The 18,419-nt window shown below is 70.5% G+C and carries 17 protein-coding genes; 12 read left to right on the top strand and 5 right to left on the bottom strand.

The genetic code is table 11. From position 1 onward, the window contains the following. Nucleotides 1-8 precede the first annotated feature (8 nt). Genes arsJ through arsH form a run of 4 tightly spaced genes read left to right on the top strand, consistent with a single transcriptional unit; the run spans nt 9 to nt 3,377 of the window. On the top strand, nt 9-1,235 hold the full coding sequence (gene arsJ, locus ICN82_RS13640; protein WP_226898490.1) for an organoarsenical effux MFS transporter ArsJ: 1,227 nt from the start codon (nt 9-11) through the stop codon (nt 1,233-1,235). Continuing rightward, nucleotides 1,236-2,255: an ACR3 family arsenite efflux transporter gene (gene arsB / locus ICN82_RS13635; RefSeq protein WP_193183707.1), complete on the top strand. Its 1,020-nt coding sequence runs from the start codon at nt 1,236-1,238 to the stop codon at nt 2,253-2,255. It abuts the gene before it with no gap. After that, on the top strand, nt 2,252-2,674 hold the full coding sequence (gene arsC, locus ICN82_RS13630; protein WP_193183705.1) for an arsenate reductase (glutaredoxin): 423 nt from the start codon (nt 2,252-2,254) through the stop codon (nt 2,672-2,674). Before arsB ends, arsC begins: the two co-directional genes overlap by 4 nt. A 22-nt stretch (nt 2,675-2,696) precedes the next feature. Then, nucleotides 2,697-3,377 (top strand): arsenical resistance protein ArsH, encoded by a 681-nt coding sequence (gene arsH / locus ICN82_RS13625; RefSeq protein WP_193183778.1) that lies wholly within the window; start codon nt 2,697-2,699, stop codon nt 3,375-3,377. 38 nt (nt 3,378-3,415) lie between these two features. Here the strand turns inward: arsH and ICN82_RS13620 are convergent, their stop codons facing one another. Beyond that, nucleotides 3,416-5,020, bottom strand: coding sequence for an ABC transporter substrate-binding protein (locus ICN82_RS13620; RefSeq protein ID WP_193183703.1), 1,605 nt, complete (start codon nt 5,018-5,020; stop codon nt 3,416-3,418). A gap of 40 nt (nt 5,021-5,060) precedes the next feature. After that, on the bottom strand, nt 5,061-6,248 hold the full coding sequence (locus ICN82_RS13615; protein ID WP_330999007.1) for a mandelate racemase family protein: 1,188 nt from the start codon (nt 6,246-6,248) through the stop codon (nt 5,061-5,063). A gap of 247 nt (nt 6,249-6,495) precedes the next feature. Here ICN82_RS13615 and ICN82_RS13610 point away from each other — a divergent pair, with 247 nt between their 5' ends. Then, on the top strand, nt 6,496-7,242 hold the full coding sequence (locus ICN82_RS13610; RefSeq protein WP_193183701.1) for a FadR/GntR family transcriptional regulator: 747 nt from the start codon (nt 6,496-6,498) through the stop codon (nt 7,240-7,242). Nucleotides 7,243-7,430: 188 nt separating this feature from the next. Here ICN82_RS13610 and ICN82_RS13605 read toward each other — a convergent pair whose 3' ends face one another. After that, nucleotides 7,431-8,324 (bottom strand): LysR family transcriptional regulator, encoded by an 894-nt coding sequence (locus ICN82_RS13605; protein ID WP_193183699.1) that lies wholly within the window; start codon nt 8,322-8,324, stop codon nt 7,431-7,433. Between the two features lie 194 nt (nt 8,325-8,518). On the opposite strand from ICN82_RS13605, the gene ICN82_RS13600 reads away from it, so the two are divergent. The 3 genes from ICN82_RS13600 to ICN82_RS13590 all read left to right on the top strand — a co-directional run bounded on the left by ICN82_RS13600 (nt 8,519) and on the right by ICN82_RS13590 (nt 12,622). After that, a complete protein-coding gene (locus ICN82_RS13600; RefSeq protein ID WP_193183697.1) occupies nt 8,519-8,980 on the top strand; it encodes a (2Fe-2S)-binding protein in 462 nt (153 codons plus the stop codon). Further along, on the top strand, nt 8,977-11,226 hold the full coding sequence (locus tag ICN82_RS13595) for a xanthine dehydrogenase family protein molybdopterin-binding subunit (RefSeq protein ID WP_193183695.1): 2,250 nt from the start codon (nt 8,977-8,979) through the stop codon (nt 11,224-11,226). The genes ICN82_RS13600 and ICN82_RS13595 overlap by 4 nt, the downstream gene beginning before the upstream one ends. Nucleotides 11,227-11,287: 61 nt before the next feature. Further along, entirely contained in the window at nt 11,288-12,622 is a 1,335-nt protein-coding gene (locus ICN82_RS13590; protein ID WP_330999006.1) for a c-type cytochrome, read from the top strand. A 10-nt stretch (nt 12,623-12,632) separates the two neighbouring features. On the opposite strand, the gene ICN82_RS13585 is transcribed toward ICN82_RS13590, so the two are convergent. Then, entirely contained in the window at nt 12,633-13,538 is a 906-nt protein-coding gene (locus ICN82_RS13585) for a LysR substrate-binding domain-containing protein (protein WP_193183691.1), read from the bottom strand. A gap of 100 nt (nt 13,539-13,638) precedes the next feature. Here ICN82_RS13585 and pobA point away from each other — a divergent pair, with 100 nt between their 5' ends. From pobA to ICN82_RS13565, 4 genes are read left to right on the top strand one after another with little or no spacing between them, the layout of a single operon-like run. Further along, the gene (gene pobA, locus ICN82_RS13580; RefSeq protein WP_193183689.1) at nt 13,639-14,808 is read left to right on the top strand and encodes a 4-hydroxybenzoate 3-monooxygenase; all 1,170 of its coding nucleotides are present in this window, start codon (nt 13,639-13,641) and stop codon (nt 14,806-14,808) included. A 53-nt stretch (nt 14,809-14,861) separates the two neighbouring features. Continuing rightward, nucleotides 14,862-15,893 carry a TRAP transporter substrate-binding protein gene (locus ICN82_RS13575; RefSeq protein ID WP_193183687.1) on the top strand — a complete coding sequence of 344 codons (1,032 nt, stop codon included), beginning with the start codon at nt 14,862-14,864 and terminating at the stop codon, nt 15,891-15,893. Nucleotides 15,894-15,918: 25 nt separating this feature from the next. Next, on the top strand, nt 15,919-16,437 hold the full coding sequence (locus tag ICN82_RS13570; protein WP_226898486.1) for a TRAP transporter small permease: 519 nt from the start codon (nt 15,919-15,921) through the stop codon (nt 16,435-16,437). Continuing rightward, entirely contained in the window at nt 16,434-17,753 is a 1,320-nt protein-coding gene (locus ICN82_RS13565) for a TRAP transporter large permease (RefSeq protein ID WP_193183683.1), read from the top strand. The genes ICN82_RS13570 and ICN82_RS13565 overlap by 4 nt, the downstream gene beginning before the upstream one ends. A gap of 43 nt (nt 17,754-17,796) precedes the next feature. Here the strand turns inward: ICN82_RS13565 and ICN82_RS13560 are convergent. Further along, on the bottom strand, nt 17,797-18,419 hold a 623-nt coding region (locus ICN82_RS13560), incomplete at its 5' end, for an SRPBCC domain-containing protein (protein ID WP_226898485.1).

Raw genomic sequence — 18,419 nt, 5'->3', positions numbered from 1 at the left:
CGGCCTATATGGCGGTGACGGCCGCCTACTGGGCCTTCATGCTGACCGATGGCGCGCTCAGGATGCTGGTGCTGCTGCATTTCCACACGCTGGGATTCAGCGCGGTCCAGCTGGCCTATCTGTTCATCCTCTACGAGCTGGCCGGGATGATCACCAACCTGGCCGCGGGCTGGATCGCCGCGCGCTTCGGGCTGACGCCGACGCTCTATGCCGGCCTGGGGCTGCAGGTCGCGGCGCTTCTGGCGCTGAGCCAGCTTGATCCGGGCTGGGGCATCGCCGCCTCCGTCGCCTTCGTGATGTGCGTCCAGGGCGTGTCGGGCGTGGCCAAGGACCTGGCCAAGATGTCGTCGAAATCCGCCGTCAAGCTGCTGGCCCCGGAGGGTGCGGGGCTGTTCCGTTGGGTGGCAGTTCTGACCGGCTCGAAGAACGCGGTGAAGGGGCTGGGCTTCCTTCTGGGGGCGGCGCTGCTGGCGGGGATCGGCTTCGACGGGGCGGTTCTGGGCATGGCGGCGGTACTGGCGGTGATCCTGGCCTGCGTGGCGGTGTTCATGCCCGCGGGCCTGCCCAAGGGCAGGAAGGGCGCGAAAATCTCCGAGGTCTTCTCCCGCTCGTCCAACGTCAACTGGCTGTCGGCGGCGCGGGTCTTCCTGTTCGGGGCGCGCGATGTCTGGTTCGTGGTCGGCATCCCGATCTATTTCTACGCCGTGCTGTCGGACGGGTCCGAGGCGGGGAACCGCGCCGCCTTCTTCATGATCGGCAGCTTCATGGCGGTCTGGGTGATCCTCTACGGCGCGGTGCAGGCGGGCGCGCCGCGGATCCTGCGCGCCGCATCCCGCCCCGAAGCTGCGCTGATCCGCGCGGCGCGGGGCTGGGCGCTGGCGCTCTTCGCGATCCCGGCCGCGCTCTGCGTCGCGGTGGCGTTGTCTTCCGGGCCGCAGGCCTGGCTGACCGCGACGCTGGTCGCCGGGCTTCTGGCCTTCGGCGCGGTCTTCGCGGTGAATTCGTCGCTGCATTCCTACCTGATCCTCGCCTTCACGCGCTCGGAGCGGGTCACGATGGATGTGGGATTCTACTACATGGCCAATGCGGCGGGGCGGCTTGGCGGCACGCTTCTGTCGGGGCTGAGCTATCAGGCCGGCGGGCTGGCCCTGGTGATGGGCACCGCGGCGGTGATGGTGGCGCTGTCGGCGCTGGCCGCCGGACAATTGCAGGATTCTGGTGCAGGGACCGAGTGAATGGGTAGTTTCGAACGTCTTCTGACCCTCTGGGTCGCGCTTGCCATGGTGGCGGGCATTGCCATCGGCGCGGCGGCGCCGGAGCTGGTGGGGGCCATTGCCGGGGCCGAGATCGCCTCGATCAACCTCGTCGTCGCGGTGCTGATCTGGGCGATGGTCTATCCGATGATGGTCAGCGTCGATTTCGGCGCCGTCGCGGGTGTGGCGCGCCAGCCCCGGGGGCTTCTGGTGACGCTGGCGGTGAACTGGCTGGTCAAGCCCTTCACCATGGCGCTGCTGGCGGTGCTGTTCTTCGACCATGTCTTCGCCCCCTGGATCGCGCCCGAGGATGCCGCGCAATACACGGCCGGGCTGATCCTGCTGGGCGCCGCGCCCTGCACGGCGATGGTCTTCGTCTGGTCGCAGCTGACCCGGGGCGACGCCACCTACACGCTGGTGCAGGTCTCGGTGAACGACCTGATCATGGTGGTGGCCTTCGCGCCGATCGTCGCGCTGCTCCTCGGCGTGACCGAGATCGCGGTGCCCTGGGATACGCTGGTCCTGGCCACGGTTCTTTATGTCGTGCTGCCGCTGGCCGCGGGGCTGGCCACGCGCCGGGTCCTGGGCAGCGAGGCGGCCATCGCCGCCTTCACCGCGAAGGTCAAGCCGCTGTCGATGATCGGGCTGGTCGCCACGGTGGCGATCCTGTTCGGGCTGCAGGGCGACACGATCCTGAACCGTCCGGGGGTCATCGCGCTGATCGCCGTGCCGATCCTGATCCAGAGCTACGGCATCTTCGCGCTGGCCTATGGCGCGGCGTATCTCCTGCGCGTGCCGCATCGCATCGCCGCGCCCTGCGCGATGATCGGCACCTCCAACTTCTTCGAGCTGGCCGTCGCCGTCGCCATCAGCCTGTTCGGGCTGAGCTCGGGCGCCGCGCTGGCCACGGTGGTCGGCGTGCTGGTCGAGGTGCCCGTCATGCTGTCGCTGGTGGCCTTCGCCAACCGCACCCGCGCCCGTTTCCCGGAGACCGCCCAATGAGCATCGTCATCCATCACAACCCCGATTGCGGCACCTCGCGCAACGTTCTGGCGATCCTGCGCGCCGCCGGAGAGGAGCCCGTGGTGATCGAGTATCTCGCCGAGGGCTGGACGCGGCCGCAGCTGCTGGGACTGTTCGCGGCGGCGGGGATCACCCCGCGCGAGGCGCTGCGCGAGACGAAATCCCCCGCCGCCGAGCTGGGCCTCCTGGAGCCGGGTGTCGATGACGCGGCGCTGATCGCGGCGATGGTCGCGCATCCGGTGCTGGTCAACCGGCCCATCGTCTGCACGCCGAAGGGGGTGCGGCTGTGCCGGCCCTCGGAACGGGTCCTGGACCTCCTCGACCGCCTGCCGCCCGGCCCCCTCTGCAAGGAGGACGGGCAGATGATCCTGACCGAGAAGGGGGAACGCCTTGACTGAGACACCCGACCCCGATGCCGCCCTGCTGGGCGCCCCCGATCCCGCGCAGCTGTTCCCGGCCCGCCGCAGCACCCATGCCCCGCGCATCCTGCTGCTTTACGGATCGCTGCGCGAGCGCAGCTTCTCGCGGCTGGCGGCGGAGGAGGCGGCGCGCATCCTCGAGCGGCTGGGCGCCGAGACGCGGTTCTTCGACCCGCGCGATCTGCCCTTGCCCGATGCGGTGGAGCCCGACCACCCGAAGGTCGCCGAACTGCGCGACCTGGTGCAATGGTGCGAGGGCATGGTCTGGTCCTCGCCCGAGCGTCACGGCGCGATGACCGGCATCATGAAGGCGCAGATCGACTGGATCCCGCTGAGCCTCGGCTCCGTGCGCCCGACCCAGGGCAAGACCCTGGCGGTGATGCAGGTCTCGGGCGGGTCGCAATCCTTCAACACCGTCAACCAGCTGCGCATTCTCGGGCGGTGGATGCGGCTCCTGACCATTCCCAACCAGTCCTCGGTCGCCAAGGCCTGGAACGAATTCGGCGAGGACGGGCGGATGAAGCCCTCGCCCTATTACGACCGGATCGTCGACGTGATGGAGGAGCTGGTGAAATTCACCCTGCTGACCCGCGACATCCGCGACCACCTGGTCGACCGCTATTCCGAGCGCCGGGAAAGCCATGCCGAACTGTCGGCGCGGGTCAACCAGAAGACGATCTGAGGCGGGGATCCGGGCGGCGATGCCGTCCGGGCGCGGGCTCAGCGGTCCTTGGTCACGGTGGCCAGCTTGGTCTGCCAGACCGGGCTGATCGCCAGCCCGGCGATGTCGCTGCGCATGGCCACCGAATCCGTGACCTGGGAAATCGGCTGGATCGGCGGCACATCCGCCTCGTAGAGGCCCAGGATCTGCTGGTACATCTCGTCCTGCCGCGCCTTGTCGCGTTCCAGAAGCGCCGCATCGGCGAGGCGGTTGATCTCCTCGTTGCGATAGGACACGCGCCAGGACAGGATGCCGGTCAGCCCGGCCGCATCGCTGTTGTCGGGATTGACCAGGATGCTGCGCAGGTCGCCGTCGGGATGCGAGATCTGCCCGCCCGAGCGGCCGACGATCATCTGGAAGTTGCGCCTGCGCATCGCGCCATAGACGGTCTCGCCATCGCCGGTGATGATCTCGGCGCGGATCCCGCCCTCGGCCAGCGATCCCTGGATCGCCGCGGCGAGGCTGTCGAAGGGCGGCACGGACAGCGCGCGGATGCTCAGATCCAGCCCGCCTTCATGCCCTGCCTCGGCCAGCAGCGCCTTCGCCCCCTCGACATCGCGGGCGATGCCGCTGTCGAAGGTCTCGCCGCCCAGCCCGATCTGCACCGGGCAGAGATGCTTGACCCCGTAATAGGGCATCACCGCCGCGTTGATCCCGTCATAATCGATCAGCTTCAGCACCGCCTGGCGGATGCGCGGATCGGACAGGACCGGGTCTGCCATCGACATGGCGAGATAGTAGAGCCCGTTGCCGATGGCGGTCTGCACGGTGATGGCGGGATCGTCGTCGATCGATTCCAGGTCGGCGGCGGCCATCGAATAGGCGATGTCCAGGTCGCCCTGTTCCAAGAGCAGCCGCTGGCTTTGCGATTCCGGCACATGGCGCATCAGGATCCGCCGCATCGCGGGTTCGGGCCCCCAGTAATTCTCGTTGCGCACCAGGAGCGCGAATTCATTGGCCCGGATGGCCTGGAGCGCATAGGCGCCCGATCCGGCCGAGTTCAGCGCCAGCCAGGCCCGGCCCTGGTCGCCGTCGGTTTCATGTTCCATCACCAGCTTGCGGTCGAGGATGGATCCCGTGCCGGTGATCGCCAGGGTCAGCAGGATGATCTGCGGATCGGTCCCCTCGGGCAGCCGGATCTGCAGCGTCCGGTCGTCGAGGGCGCGGAAATCCTCCCCGGCCGTTTCCGCCGCATAGCCGCGGATCCGGAAATTGGTGGCCTGGGCCAGGTTCTGCTCCAGCACGCGGCGCAGCGACCAGACGGCATCCTCGGCCGTCACCGGGTTGCCCGAGGCAAAGCGCGCGCCCTCGCGCAGGGTCAGCCGCAGCGCGCCGCTATCCTCGGCGACCTCCCAGCTTTCGGCCAGTTCCGGCACCAGCCGGGTGCGGTCGGCCGGGTCGATCCCCACGAGGCAGTCATAGAGATTGGTGATGATCTGCGTGCGTTCCTTGCTGCCCGATCCGGCCGGGTCGAGCGTCAGCACATTGGCCATCGAGAAGCCGATGGCCAGCTGGTCGGCGGGGGTGGCGGCCGCCAGCGGGCGCCCGGCCAGCGCCGCCAGCGGCAGGCAGGTGGTGGCAAACAGGAAATTGCGGCGTTTCATGAACCCTCCCAAGATCATGCAATGGCGCGCCCGCCCCGGTTCAGTCGGCGGGATGGGCGTCGATATGGTCGAAATCGATCTCCTCGCCGATCCCCGGGGTCTGGCCGAGATGGACGAAGCCCTCGGCATCCATCGGGTCGGGAATGGCCTTCAGGTGGTCGGGGCAGCGGTCGTAATCCAGCATCGGATGCAGGAGCCCGCGTTCGTACCAGCGGCAGTTCTTGGACACGGCCGAGATCACCAGGTTCTCCGCCCCGTGGCCATGGACCTCGCAATTCATGCCGAAGCTCTCGGCCAGGTGCATGGTCTTCAGCGCGGGGGTGATGCCGCCGACATCCTCGACGCCGGTGCGCAGGATGTCGCAGGCGCCTGCGCGGATCCATTCGGCGCGGTGCTGGTACTTGCCGCCCATGGATTCCGGGCCGATCACCGGAATGCGAAGTTCATTGGCCAGCCAGGCGTAGGAGGACATGGATTGTTCGTCCATCACCTCCTCGATCCAGGTGAAGTTCAGCGCCTCCAGCCCGCGGCCCAGCTCGGCCGCCTCCTCGCGCGAATACCAGTGATAGGCATCCAGCATCAGCGGCACATGCGGCCCCACCGCCTCGCGCACCGCGGCGCAGGCCCGCAGGTCCATCGCGATGCTGGGCGACCAGCTGACCGGGGGCATCCATGTATGCAGCTTGATCGCCTGATAGCCGCGCGCCACCAAGGTCTCGGCGAAGCGGCCGTAATCCTCGGGGGTCGCCAGCCCGCCCTCGATCTCGTCGCCGCACATGATCGAGCCATAGGCGGGGACCTTGTCGCGATAGGCGCCGATCAGGCGGTAGACGGGCAGGCCCGCGGCCTTGCCCGCCAGGTCCCACAGCGCGCAGTCGACGATGGCCAGGGTGCGGTCCGACAGCTGCCCGCCCGAGCCGCGCTGCCAGTGGGCGAGGTCCTGCCACAGCCTTTCGCGGGCCAGCGCGTCCTGCCCGATCAGCACCTTGCGGATGAAGCGCTCGGCCAGGTGCGGGCGCAGCTGTTCGGGGGAGCCGAAGGCATGGCCCTCGGTGCCGTTCTCGCAGGTGATGGTGAGAAGGCTCTTGCGGACCTGGCGCTCGGGGCCGGGATGGGCATGGCCGTCGCTGTCGAGTTCCTCGTATGTGGTGGTCCAGAAGGTGCGGACGCGGATATCGGTGATGGTCAGCCCGTCGGCGAGGCTGGCCCTGGGCATCAGGCCGTGCACGTGGAGGTCTCCTTTCGGCCGGGCGGTCCCGGCGATGTCAGGGATATCAAGCCCAACTTGTCCGACATCGTCAACCGATTCTCGACATGTTGTCCGACAAAGAGGCTACTGTGCGCCGATATCCGGTTGCCGCAGTCTTTTCATCCTGTCCGGGATCGGGCATCCTGCCACGGACGCCGCGCCGCCTGCATCCGGGAGGCCCCGCATCGGGGTGCGGGGCGGGACGGTGCATCGGACAGGACAGGACATGACAGCAGACATCACCCCCCGGACCCCGCCGGAATCCGCAGGCCCGCAGGGCGGATCGCGCGGCGCGCAGCTCATCGCGCATCTGCGCCGGGAACTCGGGACCGGCGCGCTGGCCGCGGGCGACCGGCTGCCGACCGAGGCCGAGCTGTGCCGCGCGCATGGCGTCAGCCGCGCGGTGGTGCGCGAGGCGATCGCGGTGCTGCGCTCCGAGGGGGTGGTCGATGTGCGCCGCGGGGTCGGGGCCTTCGTCGCCGATCCAACCGGGGAGGGCCGTCCCTTCGCCGATCTGAGCCTGGACCGGATGCCGGGCGTGATCGAATTGCTGGAACTCAGGATGGCCTGCGAGGTGGAGGCGGCGGGGCTGGCGGCGTCGCGGCGTTCGGCCGCGCAGCTGGAGGCGATCCTCGAGGCGCATGCGCTGGTCGGCGCCTGCCTCGATCAGGGGCTGTCCACCCGCCATACCGATTTCGGGCTGCATTTCCGCATCGCCGAGGCGACGCAGAACCGCCGGTTTCCCGAATTGCTGCGCCTGCTGAAGCCGGGGATCATCGCGGAGGCCCCGGCGAGCCGGGCAGGGGAGCCGCCGGCGCCGCCGCGCAACCGTCATCTTCAGCAGGAACATGGCCGCATCGTCAGCGCGATCATCGCCGGCGACGCGGAGGAGGCCCGCGCGGCGATGCGCGCCCATCTGACCGGAAGCCTGGAGCGCGGCAAGGCGCGGCTGATCGCGGGAGAGGCTGTCTGAGGGAGCGGTGTCAGACAACCGGCGCCGTGCGGTCGGACCGGACAGGGCTGGATCGGCAGACCGGCCCCGGCGCCCGGGCTGGTCCTGCGGGCGCCCCCGGCCGTCCGGTCGGTGCGGGGAGGCCCGCGCCGCCCGCCGGTCGCCGCCGCCATCCTGCAGCCGCCCCGACGCGGAGCCGCCGATCGGCCTCAGCCGCGCCAGCGCAGGCGGTCGATCAGCAGGCGCAGCGCGGAACTGACCTGGCGGCGGCCGGGGTAATACAGGTGCATGCCCCCGAAAGGCGGGCACCAGTCCTCCAGCACGCGGTGCAGCCGCCCCGCGGCGAGATCCGCGGCCACCTCCGCCTCGGTGACGAAGGCGATGCCGTGCCCTTCGCGCGCCGCCGCGATCGCCAGGTCGCTGTCATTGACGATGAAGGGGCCGTCGACGCGGCGGATGATCTCCTCGCCGTCCTTCTCGAATTCCCAGGCATAGACGGTGCCATGCGGATCGAACCGCGTCCCCATGCAGGCGTGATCCGCCAGATCCGCCGGATGGCGCGGGATGCCGCGATGCGCCAGGTAATCCGGCGCCGCCACCGCCGCCATGCGCGCGGGCGGGCCCACCGGCACGGCGATCACGTCGGGCGCCAGGAATTCCTCCAGCCGGATGCCGCAGTCGAACCGGTCCTCGGCCAGGTCGGTCAGCCGCCCCTCGGAGCTGAGCTCCACCCGGATGCCCGGATAGTCCCGCACGAGCCCGGTCACCACCGGCCAGAGGATATGGCGGATCGCGGCCTTGGAGGCGGTGATGCGCAGCAGCCCCGAAGGCGTATTTCCCTGCACGCGCAGCTCCTCGATCTGCGCGGCGATCTGGTCCAGCCCGGGGCGCAGCTTGGCCAGAAGCTTCTCGCCCGGTTCGGTCGTGGAGACATGCCGCGAGCTGCGGTTCAGCAGCTTGACCCCGATCGAGGCTTCCAGCCGCCGCATCGTGTGGCTGACGGCGGATTGCGACAGGCCCAGCCGGGCCGCCGCGCGGGTGAAATTGCGCTCCTCCGCCACGGCCAGGAAGACCGCCAGATCCGCCAGGTCCTCTTTCTTCATCTTCGTGCCGCTCCCGTCCTGCCGGGCAGTGTATCGCCGATCGCGGCGGGAGAGATAAATGAATCCTGTTCATATCTGCAATCGATCAGCCGCCATTCCCCAGGCGCGTCGCGGGGTCTAGCTTGTTGCCTGCCGCCCTCCGGCCCGCCTTGCCGCGGCCCGAGCCGTTTCCAGCCCGAAGCCAGGAGCCCCCGATGCAGCTGACCGTCAACGGAACCCCCCGCGAGATCGACGCCCCCGGCGACACGCCGCTTCTGTGGGTGCTGCGCGACGATCTCGGCCTGACCGGCACCAAGTACGGATGCGGCCTGGCCCAATGCGGCGCCTGTTCGGTGCTGGTCGACGGGCAGGTCATGCGATCCTGCGTCACCCCGGTGGAGATGTTGGAGGGCGCCGAGATCACCACGATCGAGGCGATCGAATCCGACCCGGTCGGGGCCCGCGTGGTGGAGAAATGGGTGGAGCACCAGGTGCCGCAATGCGGCTACTGCCAGTCGGGCCAGGTGGTGGCGGCGACCGCCCTGCTCAAGGAGATCCCCGAACCGACCGAGGAGGATATCCGCGCGACGATGGTCAACCTGTGCCGCTGCGGCACCTATAACTACATCCGCGCGGCGATGACCGACCTGGCGGGGCGCGAAGGAGAGACGCTGTGACCGGGCATCCCGCCGCGCTTTGCGCCGCCGAGCTGGCCTCGGGCCGTCCGCTGAACCTGTCGCGCCGCGGCTTCCTGCGCGGGGCGCTCGGCGCCGGGGCGGGAACGCTGATCCTGGGGGTCGGCCTGCCTGCCGGTCCCGCCCGCGCCCAGGCCGCCGCGGCGGCGCCGGGCACCAATGTGCCCGCCTTCCTGGAGATCCGGCCCGACGGCACGGTGCGGCTGCTGTCGCCCTTCGTCGAGGGCGGGCAGGGGATCTTCACCGGCATGGCGCAGATCGTCGGCGAGGAGCTGGATGCCGACCCGGCGGTCTTCACCGTGGAGAACGCGCCTGCGGGCGCCGATTACCTGGTGATCGGCGGGCAGATGCGGATCACCGGCGGGTCGATGTCGGTGCGCCTGTCCTACCCGGTGATGCGCCGTCTCGGCGCGCTGGCCCGGGCCATGCTGATCGAGGCGGCGGCGGCCGAGCTGGGCGTGCCCGCGCGGGAGCTGTCCACCGAACCGGGCCGGGTCGTGCACGCGGCCTCGGGCCGGGACCTGGGCTATGGCGCGCTGGCCGGGGCGGCCTTCGACCTGGCGGTTCCCGATCCCGACAGCGTGACGCTGAAGGATCCGTCCGCCTTCCGCTGGATCGGCCGGGAACAGCCGCGGCTGGACGTGCATGACAAGTCCACCGGCCGCGCGGAATACGCCATCGACATCCGCGTCGAGGGCATGCTGCAGGCTGCGGTCAGCCATGCGCCGCGGCTGGGCCTGACGGTCGGCACGATCCGCAACCGCGAGGAGGTCGCGGCCTTGCCGGGCGTCGCGGCGGTGGAGGTGCTGGACGGCGCCGTGGCGGTTCTGGCCGAACGCTGGTGGACGGCCAAGCGCGCGGTCGAGGCGCTGGAGGTCGACTGGGTGCCCTTCGACACGCTGCCCGAGGGCTGGCGCGAGATGCCGGCCGATTTCTCCTCCGCGGATTTCGCGGCGGCGCTGGCTGCCTCGGAGGCCGATGAGACCGAGGCCGAGGCCGAGGGCGATGCGCCGGGCGTCCTGGCAGGGGCCGAAACGGTGATCTCGGCGACCTATCACAGCCAGTACCTGAACCATGCCCAGCTGGAGCCGCCCTCCGCGGTGGCGCGGTTCAACGGGGATGGCACGCTGGATCTGTGGCTGCCCAACCAGGCGCCGGAACAGTACCAGTCGACGGTTGCGGGGCTGACCGGGCTGGACCCGGCGCAGGTGCGCATCCATTCGCCGATGCTGGGCGGGTTCTTCGGGCGGCATTTCCTCTATCCCGCCGCCAGCCCCTATCCGCAGGCGATCGAGCTGGCGCGCCGCGCGGGCCGCCCGGTCAAGATGATCTGGACGCGCGAACAGGAATTCCTGCGCGATCCGCTGCGGCCGATGGCGGCGGTGCGGTTCCGCGGGGCGCTGGACGGTGACGGCCTGCCCCTGGCGATCGAGGCGGTTTCGGCCACGGAGGGTCCGACCGAGGCGATCAACGGCCGCGGCGACCAGGTGGATCCGACCGCGCTGGAGGGGCTGACCGGCAAGGCCTATGCCATCCCCACCCGCCGCATGGCCCAGGCCTATGTCCGCAACCCCGCGATGCTGGCCTATTGGCGGTCGGTCGGCAATTCGATGAACGACTTCTTCTACGAATGCTTCCTCGACGAGATGGCGGCGGCGGGCGGGCAGGACCCGTTCGAGCTGCGCCGCCACCTGCTGCGCGATGATGCGCGGCTTTCGGCGCTGCTTGAGGCGGTGGCGGACCTCTCGGGCGGCTGGAAACGCGGACCCTATGACGCCCCGGACGGAACCCGCCGGGCGCGCGGCATCGGCATGGCCTCGCCCTTCGGGTCAGAGGCCGCCGCCATCGCCGAAGTGTCCATTGCCGCGGGAAGGGTCGTGGTGCATGACGTCTGGGAGGTGCTGGATCCCGGCCAGGCGGTCAATCCCGCGCTGGTGCGCCAGCAGGTGCGCGGCGCCGCCGCGCTGGGTCTGAGCCAGGTGCTGATGGAGGAATCCGTCTGGCAGGACGGGGCGCCGGTGGCGCGCAATTACGACATGTACCGCATCCTGCCGCCCGGCGACATGCCGCCCGTCCATGTCGGCATCCTCGAAAGCGGGGCGCAGATCGGCGGCGTGGGCGAGCCGCCCCTTCCTGCGGTGCCCCCGGCCGTGGCCAATGCCGTCGCCGCGCTGACCGGTCAGCCGGTGCGCCGCATGCCGCTGTCGCGCATGAGCTTCGAGAGCTGATCCCGCCAGGGCCGCCGCGCCGCGCGGCGGTCCCCCGCAACGACAGATACCGGACATGCCCGTGAAAAAGACCCTTTCCCTTGCCGCCGTCCTGGCCGTGCTCGTCCTTGCGGGCGGGGCCTGGTACGTGACCCGCCTGCCTGCCTCGCCCTTCGACGGCGAAACCGCCGCCGCCCCCGCGCCCGACCTGATCGCGCGCGGCGAATATGTCGCCCGCCAGGCCGATTGCGTCGCCTGCCACAGCCTGGAGGGGGGCGCGCCCTTCGCCGGCGGGCTGGAGATGGGCACGCCGCTGGGCGTGATCCATGCCACCAACATCACCCCCGATCCGGATCACGGCATCGGCGGCTACACGCTGGCGGATTTCGACCGGGCTCTGCGCGACGGGGTGACGCCGGACGGGCGGCGCCTGTATCCGGCGATGCCCTACCCGTCCTACGAGAAGATGACCGATGACGACATCCGCGCGCTTTACGCCTTCTTCATGGCAGGGGTGGAGCCGGTGGCCGAACCGGTGCCGGAGAACGGCATTCCCTGGCCGCTGAACATCCGCTGGCCGCTGGCGGCGTGGAACGCGGTCTTCACCAGCGGCGCGGTCTACCAGCCCGACCCGGAGCGGGACGCGCTGTGGAATCGCGGCGCCTATCTGGTCGAAGGCGCGGGCCATTGCGGCAGCTGCCACACCCCGCGCGGGATCGCGATGAACGAGAAGGGGCTGGACAGTTCCGACCCCGATTTCCTGTCCGGCGCGCTGCTGGATGGCTGGTACGCGCCTTCGCTGCGCGGCGACGGGGCGGCGGGGATCGGCCGCTGGAGCGAGGAGGACCTGTTCGCCTTCCTCTCCGAGGGGCGCAATGCCCATGCGGTCGTCTTCGGCTCGATGACCGAGGCGTTCAACAATTCGCTGCAATTCCTGACCGAGCCGGATCTGCGGGCGATGGCGCATTACCTCAAGTCGCTGCCCGGCGAGGGCGAGGCCTGGGTGCCCGCCCCGGCCGAGGTGACCACCCCGGCCCAGGCGGCGCGCGCGGGCCTTCCGGGGGCGCAGTCCTACCTGGCCAATTGCGCCGCCTGCCATGGCCGCGACGGGTCGGGCCAGGCGCCCTGGATCCCGCCGCTGGCCGGGGTGACCTCCGCGCAGGTGGCCGAGCCCGCCTCGCAGATCAACGTCACGCTGAACGGCTCGGGCCGGGTGGTGGCCGACGGGATGCCCGATGCCTACCGGATGCCGCCCTATCGCGGGCGCATGGACGATGCCGAGATCGCCGAGATCCTCAGCTTCGTGCGCCAGAGCTGGGGCAACCGGGGCGGGGCGGTGGACCCGGCGGACGTGGCCGATCTGCGCAGCCGCACCGATCCGGCCTCCATCGACCCGATCGTCCTGCAGATGCGGTGACCCGGCCCGGTCACGCCGCGGCCAGGGCGCCGCGCAGCGCGGGCAGGAGCCTGCGCCCCGCCGGGGTCTGGTCCTCGCCCGCGCGGGCGATCAGCCCGGCCGGCATGGCCGTCGCCTCGGTGTTCAGGGGCAGTCGCGCCAGCAGGCCGCGCGCCACGGCCTCCTGCACCATGCCCTCGGGGGCGAACCACAGGGCATCGCCGCCCAGCGTGCGCGACAGGCCGAAGGCGAAGGACCCCGTCTCCACCCGGATGCGCGGCAGCGGCACGCCATGGCCCACCAGGAACCGCCGGAGCACGGGGCGGACCGGGTCCTCGGGCGGGGGATAGACCGCCGGCCAGTCCGCCAGCGCCTGCAGGTCGGGGCGCTCCAGCGCCGGGTGGCCGGGCGCGGCGACGATGGCCAGGCGCTCGGTGTAAAGCTGCACGAAGCTCAGATCCGCCATCGTCTCGGGCGGGCCCTGCATCCCCACCACCAGGTCCAGCTGCCCGTCGCGCAGCCGCTGGGCCAGGTCGGCATGGCTGCCTTCCTGCAGCGTCACGCCGAGCCCCGCAGGCTCCTGCTCCAGCGCCCGGGTCACCGCGGGCATCAGCCGGGCCGCGGCGGCGGGCTGCATGCCGATGCGCATCGACAGCCCCGCCTCGGGGGCGAATTCTCCCACCCCGCTGATGCCGCGCTCCAGCGCGGCGAGGCTGGCCTCGGCGAAGCTGAGGAAGAAGGCGCCGACCGGGGTCAGCGCGACGCCGCCGCGATCGCGGCTCAGCAGCCGCGCGCCGAGGATCTCCTCCAGTTCGGCCATGCTGCGCGAGATCGCGGGCTGGGTCAGCAACAGCTGTTCGGCCGCCGCCCGGAAACTGCCGGCGCGGGTGATCGTGGTGAAGGCCTGCAGGTGGCGCAGCTTGATCCGGGCTTTCATTGCTTACCATTTTTGGTATCCATTATCCTGAATAACTCATTTCCGAAAGCCGCGGCAACATGCGAGATCTGGATGCGGAGGAAGACGGAGGGAGGTTTCCATGCGGTGCCAGGTGGCGATCATCGGCGGCGGTCCGTCCGGGCTTCTGCTCGGGCAGCTTCTGCATGGTCAGGGGATCGACGCGGTCGTGCTGGAGAGGCGCAGCCGCGATTACGTGCTGGGCCGGATCCGCGCGGGGGTTCTGGAACAGGGGCTTGTCGGGTTGATGGAAGAGGCCGGGGTTGCCGAGCGTCTTCATGCCGAGGGGCACAAGCATAACGGAACGGTAATCGTCCATCCCGGCGGCAGCTTCCGCGTCGATTTCCGCGAACTGACCGGGCGGCCGGTGGTGGTCTATGGCCAGACCGAGGTGACGCGCGATCTCTACGATGCGCGCGACGCGGCCGGGCTGATGACCGAATTCGGCGCGGAGGATGTCGTCATCCATGGCGCCGATACCGATGCGCCGCATGTCACCTATCGCGTCGGAGACGAGGCGCGGCGGCTGGATTGCGATTTCGTGGCGGGCTGCGACGGGTTCCACGGCGTGTCGCGCCGCACCATCCCCGCCGCGCTGCGCCGCGAATTCGAGAAGACCTATCCCTTCGGCTGGCTGGGGGTGCTGTCGGAAAGCCCGCCGGTCGGCGACGAGCTGATCTATGCCGGGGCGGAGGGCGGCTTTGCGCTGTGCTCGATGCGCAATGACCGGCTCAGCCGCTATTACGTCCAGTGCCCGCTGACCGACCGGCCCGAGGACTGGAGCGACGAGGCCTTCTGGGCGGAACTGCGGCACCGGCTGCCCGCGGATGTGGCCGGCCGCCTGGTGACCGGCCCGGTGATCGAGAAATCCATCGCGCCCCTGCGTTCCTTCGTGACCGAGCCGATGCAATGGGGGCGGCTGTTCCTGTGCGGCGACGCGGCCCATATCGTGCCGCCCACCGGCGCCAAGGGGCTGAACACCGCTGCCTCGGACGTGAACTACCTGTATCGCGCGCTGACGGGCTATTACGCGTCGGGCGACCGGGCCGGGCTGGACAGCTATTCGCAAAAGGCGCTAGGCCGCATCTGGAAGGCGGAACGGTTCTCCTGGTGGTTCAGTTCGCTGATGCACCGCTTTCCGGGCCAGGACGGGTTCGACCTGCGGATGCGCGAGGCGGAGCTGGCCTTCCTGGCGGAGAACGAGGCGCAGCAGCGCGCCTTTGCCGAGAATTACGTCGGTCTGCCCTATTAGCGCAGCGCGCCGGGGCCGGCCGGAACAGCATCCCGAGGAGGAGGAGGGAAGCCATGAAACAGAGGATCACGACGGGTCTTGCGGCCCTGGCGCTGGGGCTCGCCGCGGCGGGGGGGGCGATGGCGCAGGAGGTCACGCTGCGCGTGCATCATTTCCTGCCCGCCGCCGCGCCGATCCAGCAGGGCGTGCTGGAGCCGTGGAAGGCGATGGTCGAGGAACGCTCGGGCGGGCGGATCGAGGTGCAGATCTTCCCCTCGATGCAGCTGGGCGGCAAGCCGCCGCAGCTGTTCGACCAGGCGCGCGACGGGATCGTCGACGTCTCCTGGACGCTTCTGGGCTACACGCCCGGCCGCTTCCCGATCTCGGAAGTGTTCGAGCTGCCCTTCGTCGCGGGCACGGCCACGCAGACCACCGCCGCGCTGCAGGAATTCCAGGCGAAATACCTGGGCGAGGAACTGGCGCAGGTCCATACGCTGCTGCTGCACGCGCCCTCGGCCTACAAGCTGCATACCAGCGAGGCGGAGGTGGCCAGCCTGGAGGATCTGGCCCGGCTGAAGATCCGCGCGCCGTCGCGGACCATGACCGAAGGGCTGGACGCGCTCGGCGCGGTGGCGGTCGGCATGCCGGTCCCCGAAGTGCCGCAGGCGATGACCACCGGCGTGATCGGCGGCGCGGTGATCCCGTGGGAGGTCTTCGGGTCGCTGCGGCTGGAGACGCTGGCGCCGCATCACACCGAATTCGGCACCGAGAATGGCGGGCTGTCCAGTGCCGTCATGGCGCTGGTGATGAACCAGCGGGTCTATGACGGGCTGCCCGAGGATCTGCGCGCGGTGATCGACGAGACCACGGGCGCCACCCTGGCCGAGATCGCGGGCGCGGCCTTCGATGCCGCCGAGGACGAGCAGCGCGCGGCTGCGCTGGAGGCGGGCGGCACCGTCACCGTCATCCCCGAGGCCGACCTGGAGGAATGGAAGACCGCCTCCGCCCCGGTGATCGAGGCCTGGACGGCGCAGATGGACAAGGCCGGACATGACGGCGCGGCGATCCTGGAAGACGCCCGCGCGATGATCGCGGCGGCCGAGTGAGCCGATGACCGGGGCAGGGGAACCCATGCCGGAAGGGGGCGCGCCGGTCGCGCCCCGCCTTCTGGTGCAGCTGGCGCGGGGCTTCGCCGTGATCGGCGGCAGCGTGCTGGTGGCGATGATGCTGATGACCGTGACCAGCGTGGTGCTGCGCAGCACGCTGGGACGGCCGATCTCGGGCGATTTCGAGCTGGTCGAACTGGGCAGCGCCATCGTCATCTTCTGCTTCCTGCCCTGGTGCCAGATCGAGGGGGGCAACGTGACGGTCGATTTCTTCACCACCCGCGCCGGGCCGCGGCTGCGCGGGGTGCTGGATGCCTTCGGCGCGCTGGTCTACCTGGCCCTGGCCGCGCTGCTGCTGTGGCGCGCGGTGCCGGGCGCCGAGGAGATGAAGCTCTATTCCGAACAGACGATGATCCTGCGCATCCCGGTCTGGTACAGCTTCTTCGTCATCCTGCCGGCCATGGGCCTGCTGGTGGCGGTCACGGCCGCCTCGGTGGCGGGGCATCTGCGCCGCGCCTTCGGCCGGGCGGAGGGCCGCGCATGACCGGGATTTCCGCGGGGCTGGCAGGGTTTGCCGTGCTCCTGGTGCTGATGGCGCTGCGCGTGCCGATCGGGGTGGCGATGCTGGCCGTGGGCGTGGGGGGCTACGGGCTGGTCTCGGGCTTCGTGCCGCTCCTGGCCTTTCTCAAGACCGCGCCCTATCACCAGTTTTCCACCTATTCGCTGTCGGTGATCCCGCTTTTCGTGCTGATGGGCGAATTCGCCACCCGCGCGGGGCTTTCCCGGGCGCTGTTCCGCGCGGCGGCGGCCTTCCTGGGGCATCGTCCCGGCGGGCTGGCCATGGCCTCGGTCGGCGGCTGCGCGGCCTTCGGCGCGATCTGCGGCAGTTCGCTGGCCACCGCCGCCACCATGGCCCAGGTCGCCCTGCCCGAGATGCGCCGCTACCGCTATTCGGGGGCGCTCTCCACCGGGTCGCTGGCGGCGGGCGGCACGCTGGGCATCCTGATCCCGCCCTCGGTGATCCTGGTGCTCTATGCGCTGATGGCCGAACAGAACATCGCCAAGATGTTCATGGCCGCGCTGCTGCCCGGGGTGCTGGCGGCCCTGGGCTACATGGCGGCGATCGCGATCTTCGTGCGGCGCCATCCCGAGGACGGCCCGGCCGCGCCGCGCGCCGGGCGCGCCGAGAGGCTGGCCGCGCTCGGCGAGACCTGGCCGATCCTGCTGATCTTCGCGCTGGTGATCACCGGCATGTATCGCGGCTGGTTCACCCCGACCGAGGCGGCGGCGGTCGGCGCTTTCGGCACGGGCCTTTTGGCGGTGATCCATGGCGGGATGCGGGCGCGCGGGCTGATGGCGTGCATCCTGGGCACGGCGCGGATCTCGGGGATGATCTTCCTGATCCTCCTGGGCGCCGAGACCTTCAACGCCTTCCTCGCCCAGACCCGCACGCCGATCCTGGCCGCCGATGCCATCGCCTCGGCGGGGCTGTCGCCGATGCTGGTGCTGCTGGCGATGCTGGCGCTCTACCTGGTGCTGGGCTGCGTGATGGATTCGATGTCCATGCTCCTGCTGACGGTGCCGATCTTCTATCCGATCATCGCCGGGCTGGATTTCGGGATGCCGCGCGAGGACACGCTGATCTGGTTCGGAATCCTCGCCGTCGTGGTGGTGGAGGTCGGGCTGATCACCCCGCCGGTGGGGATGAATGTCTTCGTCATCAACGGCATGGCGCGCGACGTGCCGATGTGGGACAGTTTCCGCGGGGTGCTGCCCTTCCTGGTCAGCGACGTGATCCGCATCGCCGCGCTGATCCTTTTCCCGGCGCTGACGCTGGGGCTGGTGCGGCTCCTGGGATGAGCCGGACGGGCCGGGCGGCGCGATCCGCCCGGTGCCCTGCGGGTCAGCGCCGGCGCAGCGTCGCCAGCAGCATGCGGATCAGCGCGCCGATGCCCAGCTTGCGCGGCGCGGGGGCCGGGCCGCCGCCGAGCACCGCGTCGCAATTGGCGACGAAATCGCCCAGCAGGTGATCGACCAGTCCGTTGACCAGTTCGGGGCGGTTGAACTGGCCCAGCCGCCCCTCGATCCGGAAGCGCAGCGCGACATCGGCGCGGGTCTCGGCCTCCGTTTCCCCGGGGGCGAGCGCGAAATCCAGCCCGCCCGCGACGCTGGACTGGCCGCCGCGATCCTTGCCCCGGCCGGTGACGCGGCCGGTGCGGGCGGCCTCGTCGGTCTCGAACCGGCCTTCGCCCTCGAATTTCGCGGCGATCGGACCGAAGCCCACCGCGACATGGCCGGTGAAGTCCTCGCCCTCGCGGCTGTCCAGCTGCGCGCCGCGCAGACAGCGGATCACCGCCGCCGGATCGGAGAAATGCGCCCAGACCGCGGCCGGGGGATGGGCCAGGGTCACGCGGCGGCGGATCACGGTCCAGCCCTCCTCGACGCGCACCTCGCCCTGTGGCGCGGGGGCGGCGGCCGGGACGGGGGCGGCGGCGGGTTCGAAGGGCGCGAAGCCGGGCGCCGGCG

This window comes from Mangrovicoccus algicola, from assembly GCF_014903745.1.
Taxonomy (GTDB): Bacteria; Pseudomonadota; Alphaproteobacteria; order Rhodobacterales; family Rhodobacteraceae; genus Mangrovicoccus; species Mangrovicoccus algicola.
The sequence above is the reverse complement of the archived record's forward strand: the minus strand, read 5'-3'. Positions and strand labels throughout refer to the sequence as shown.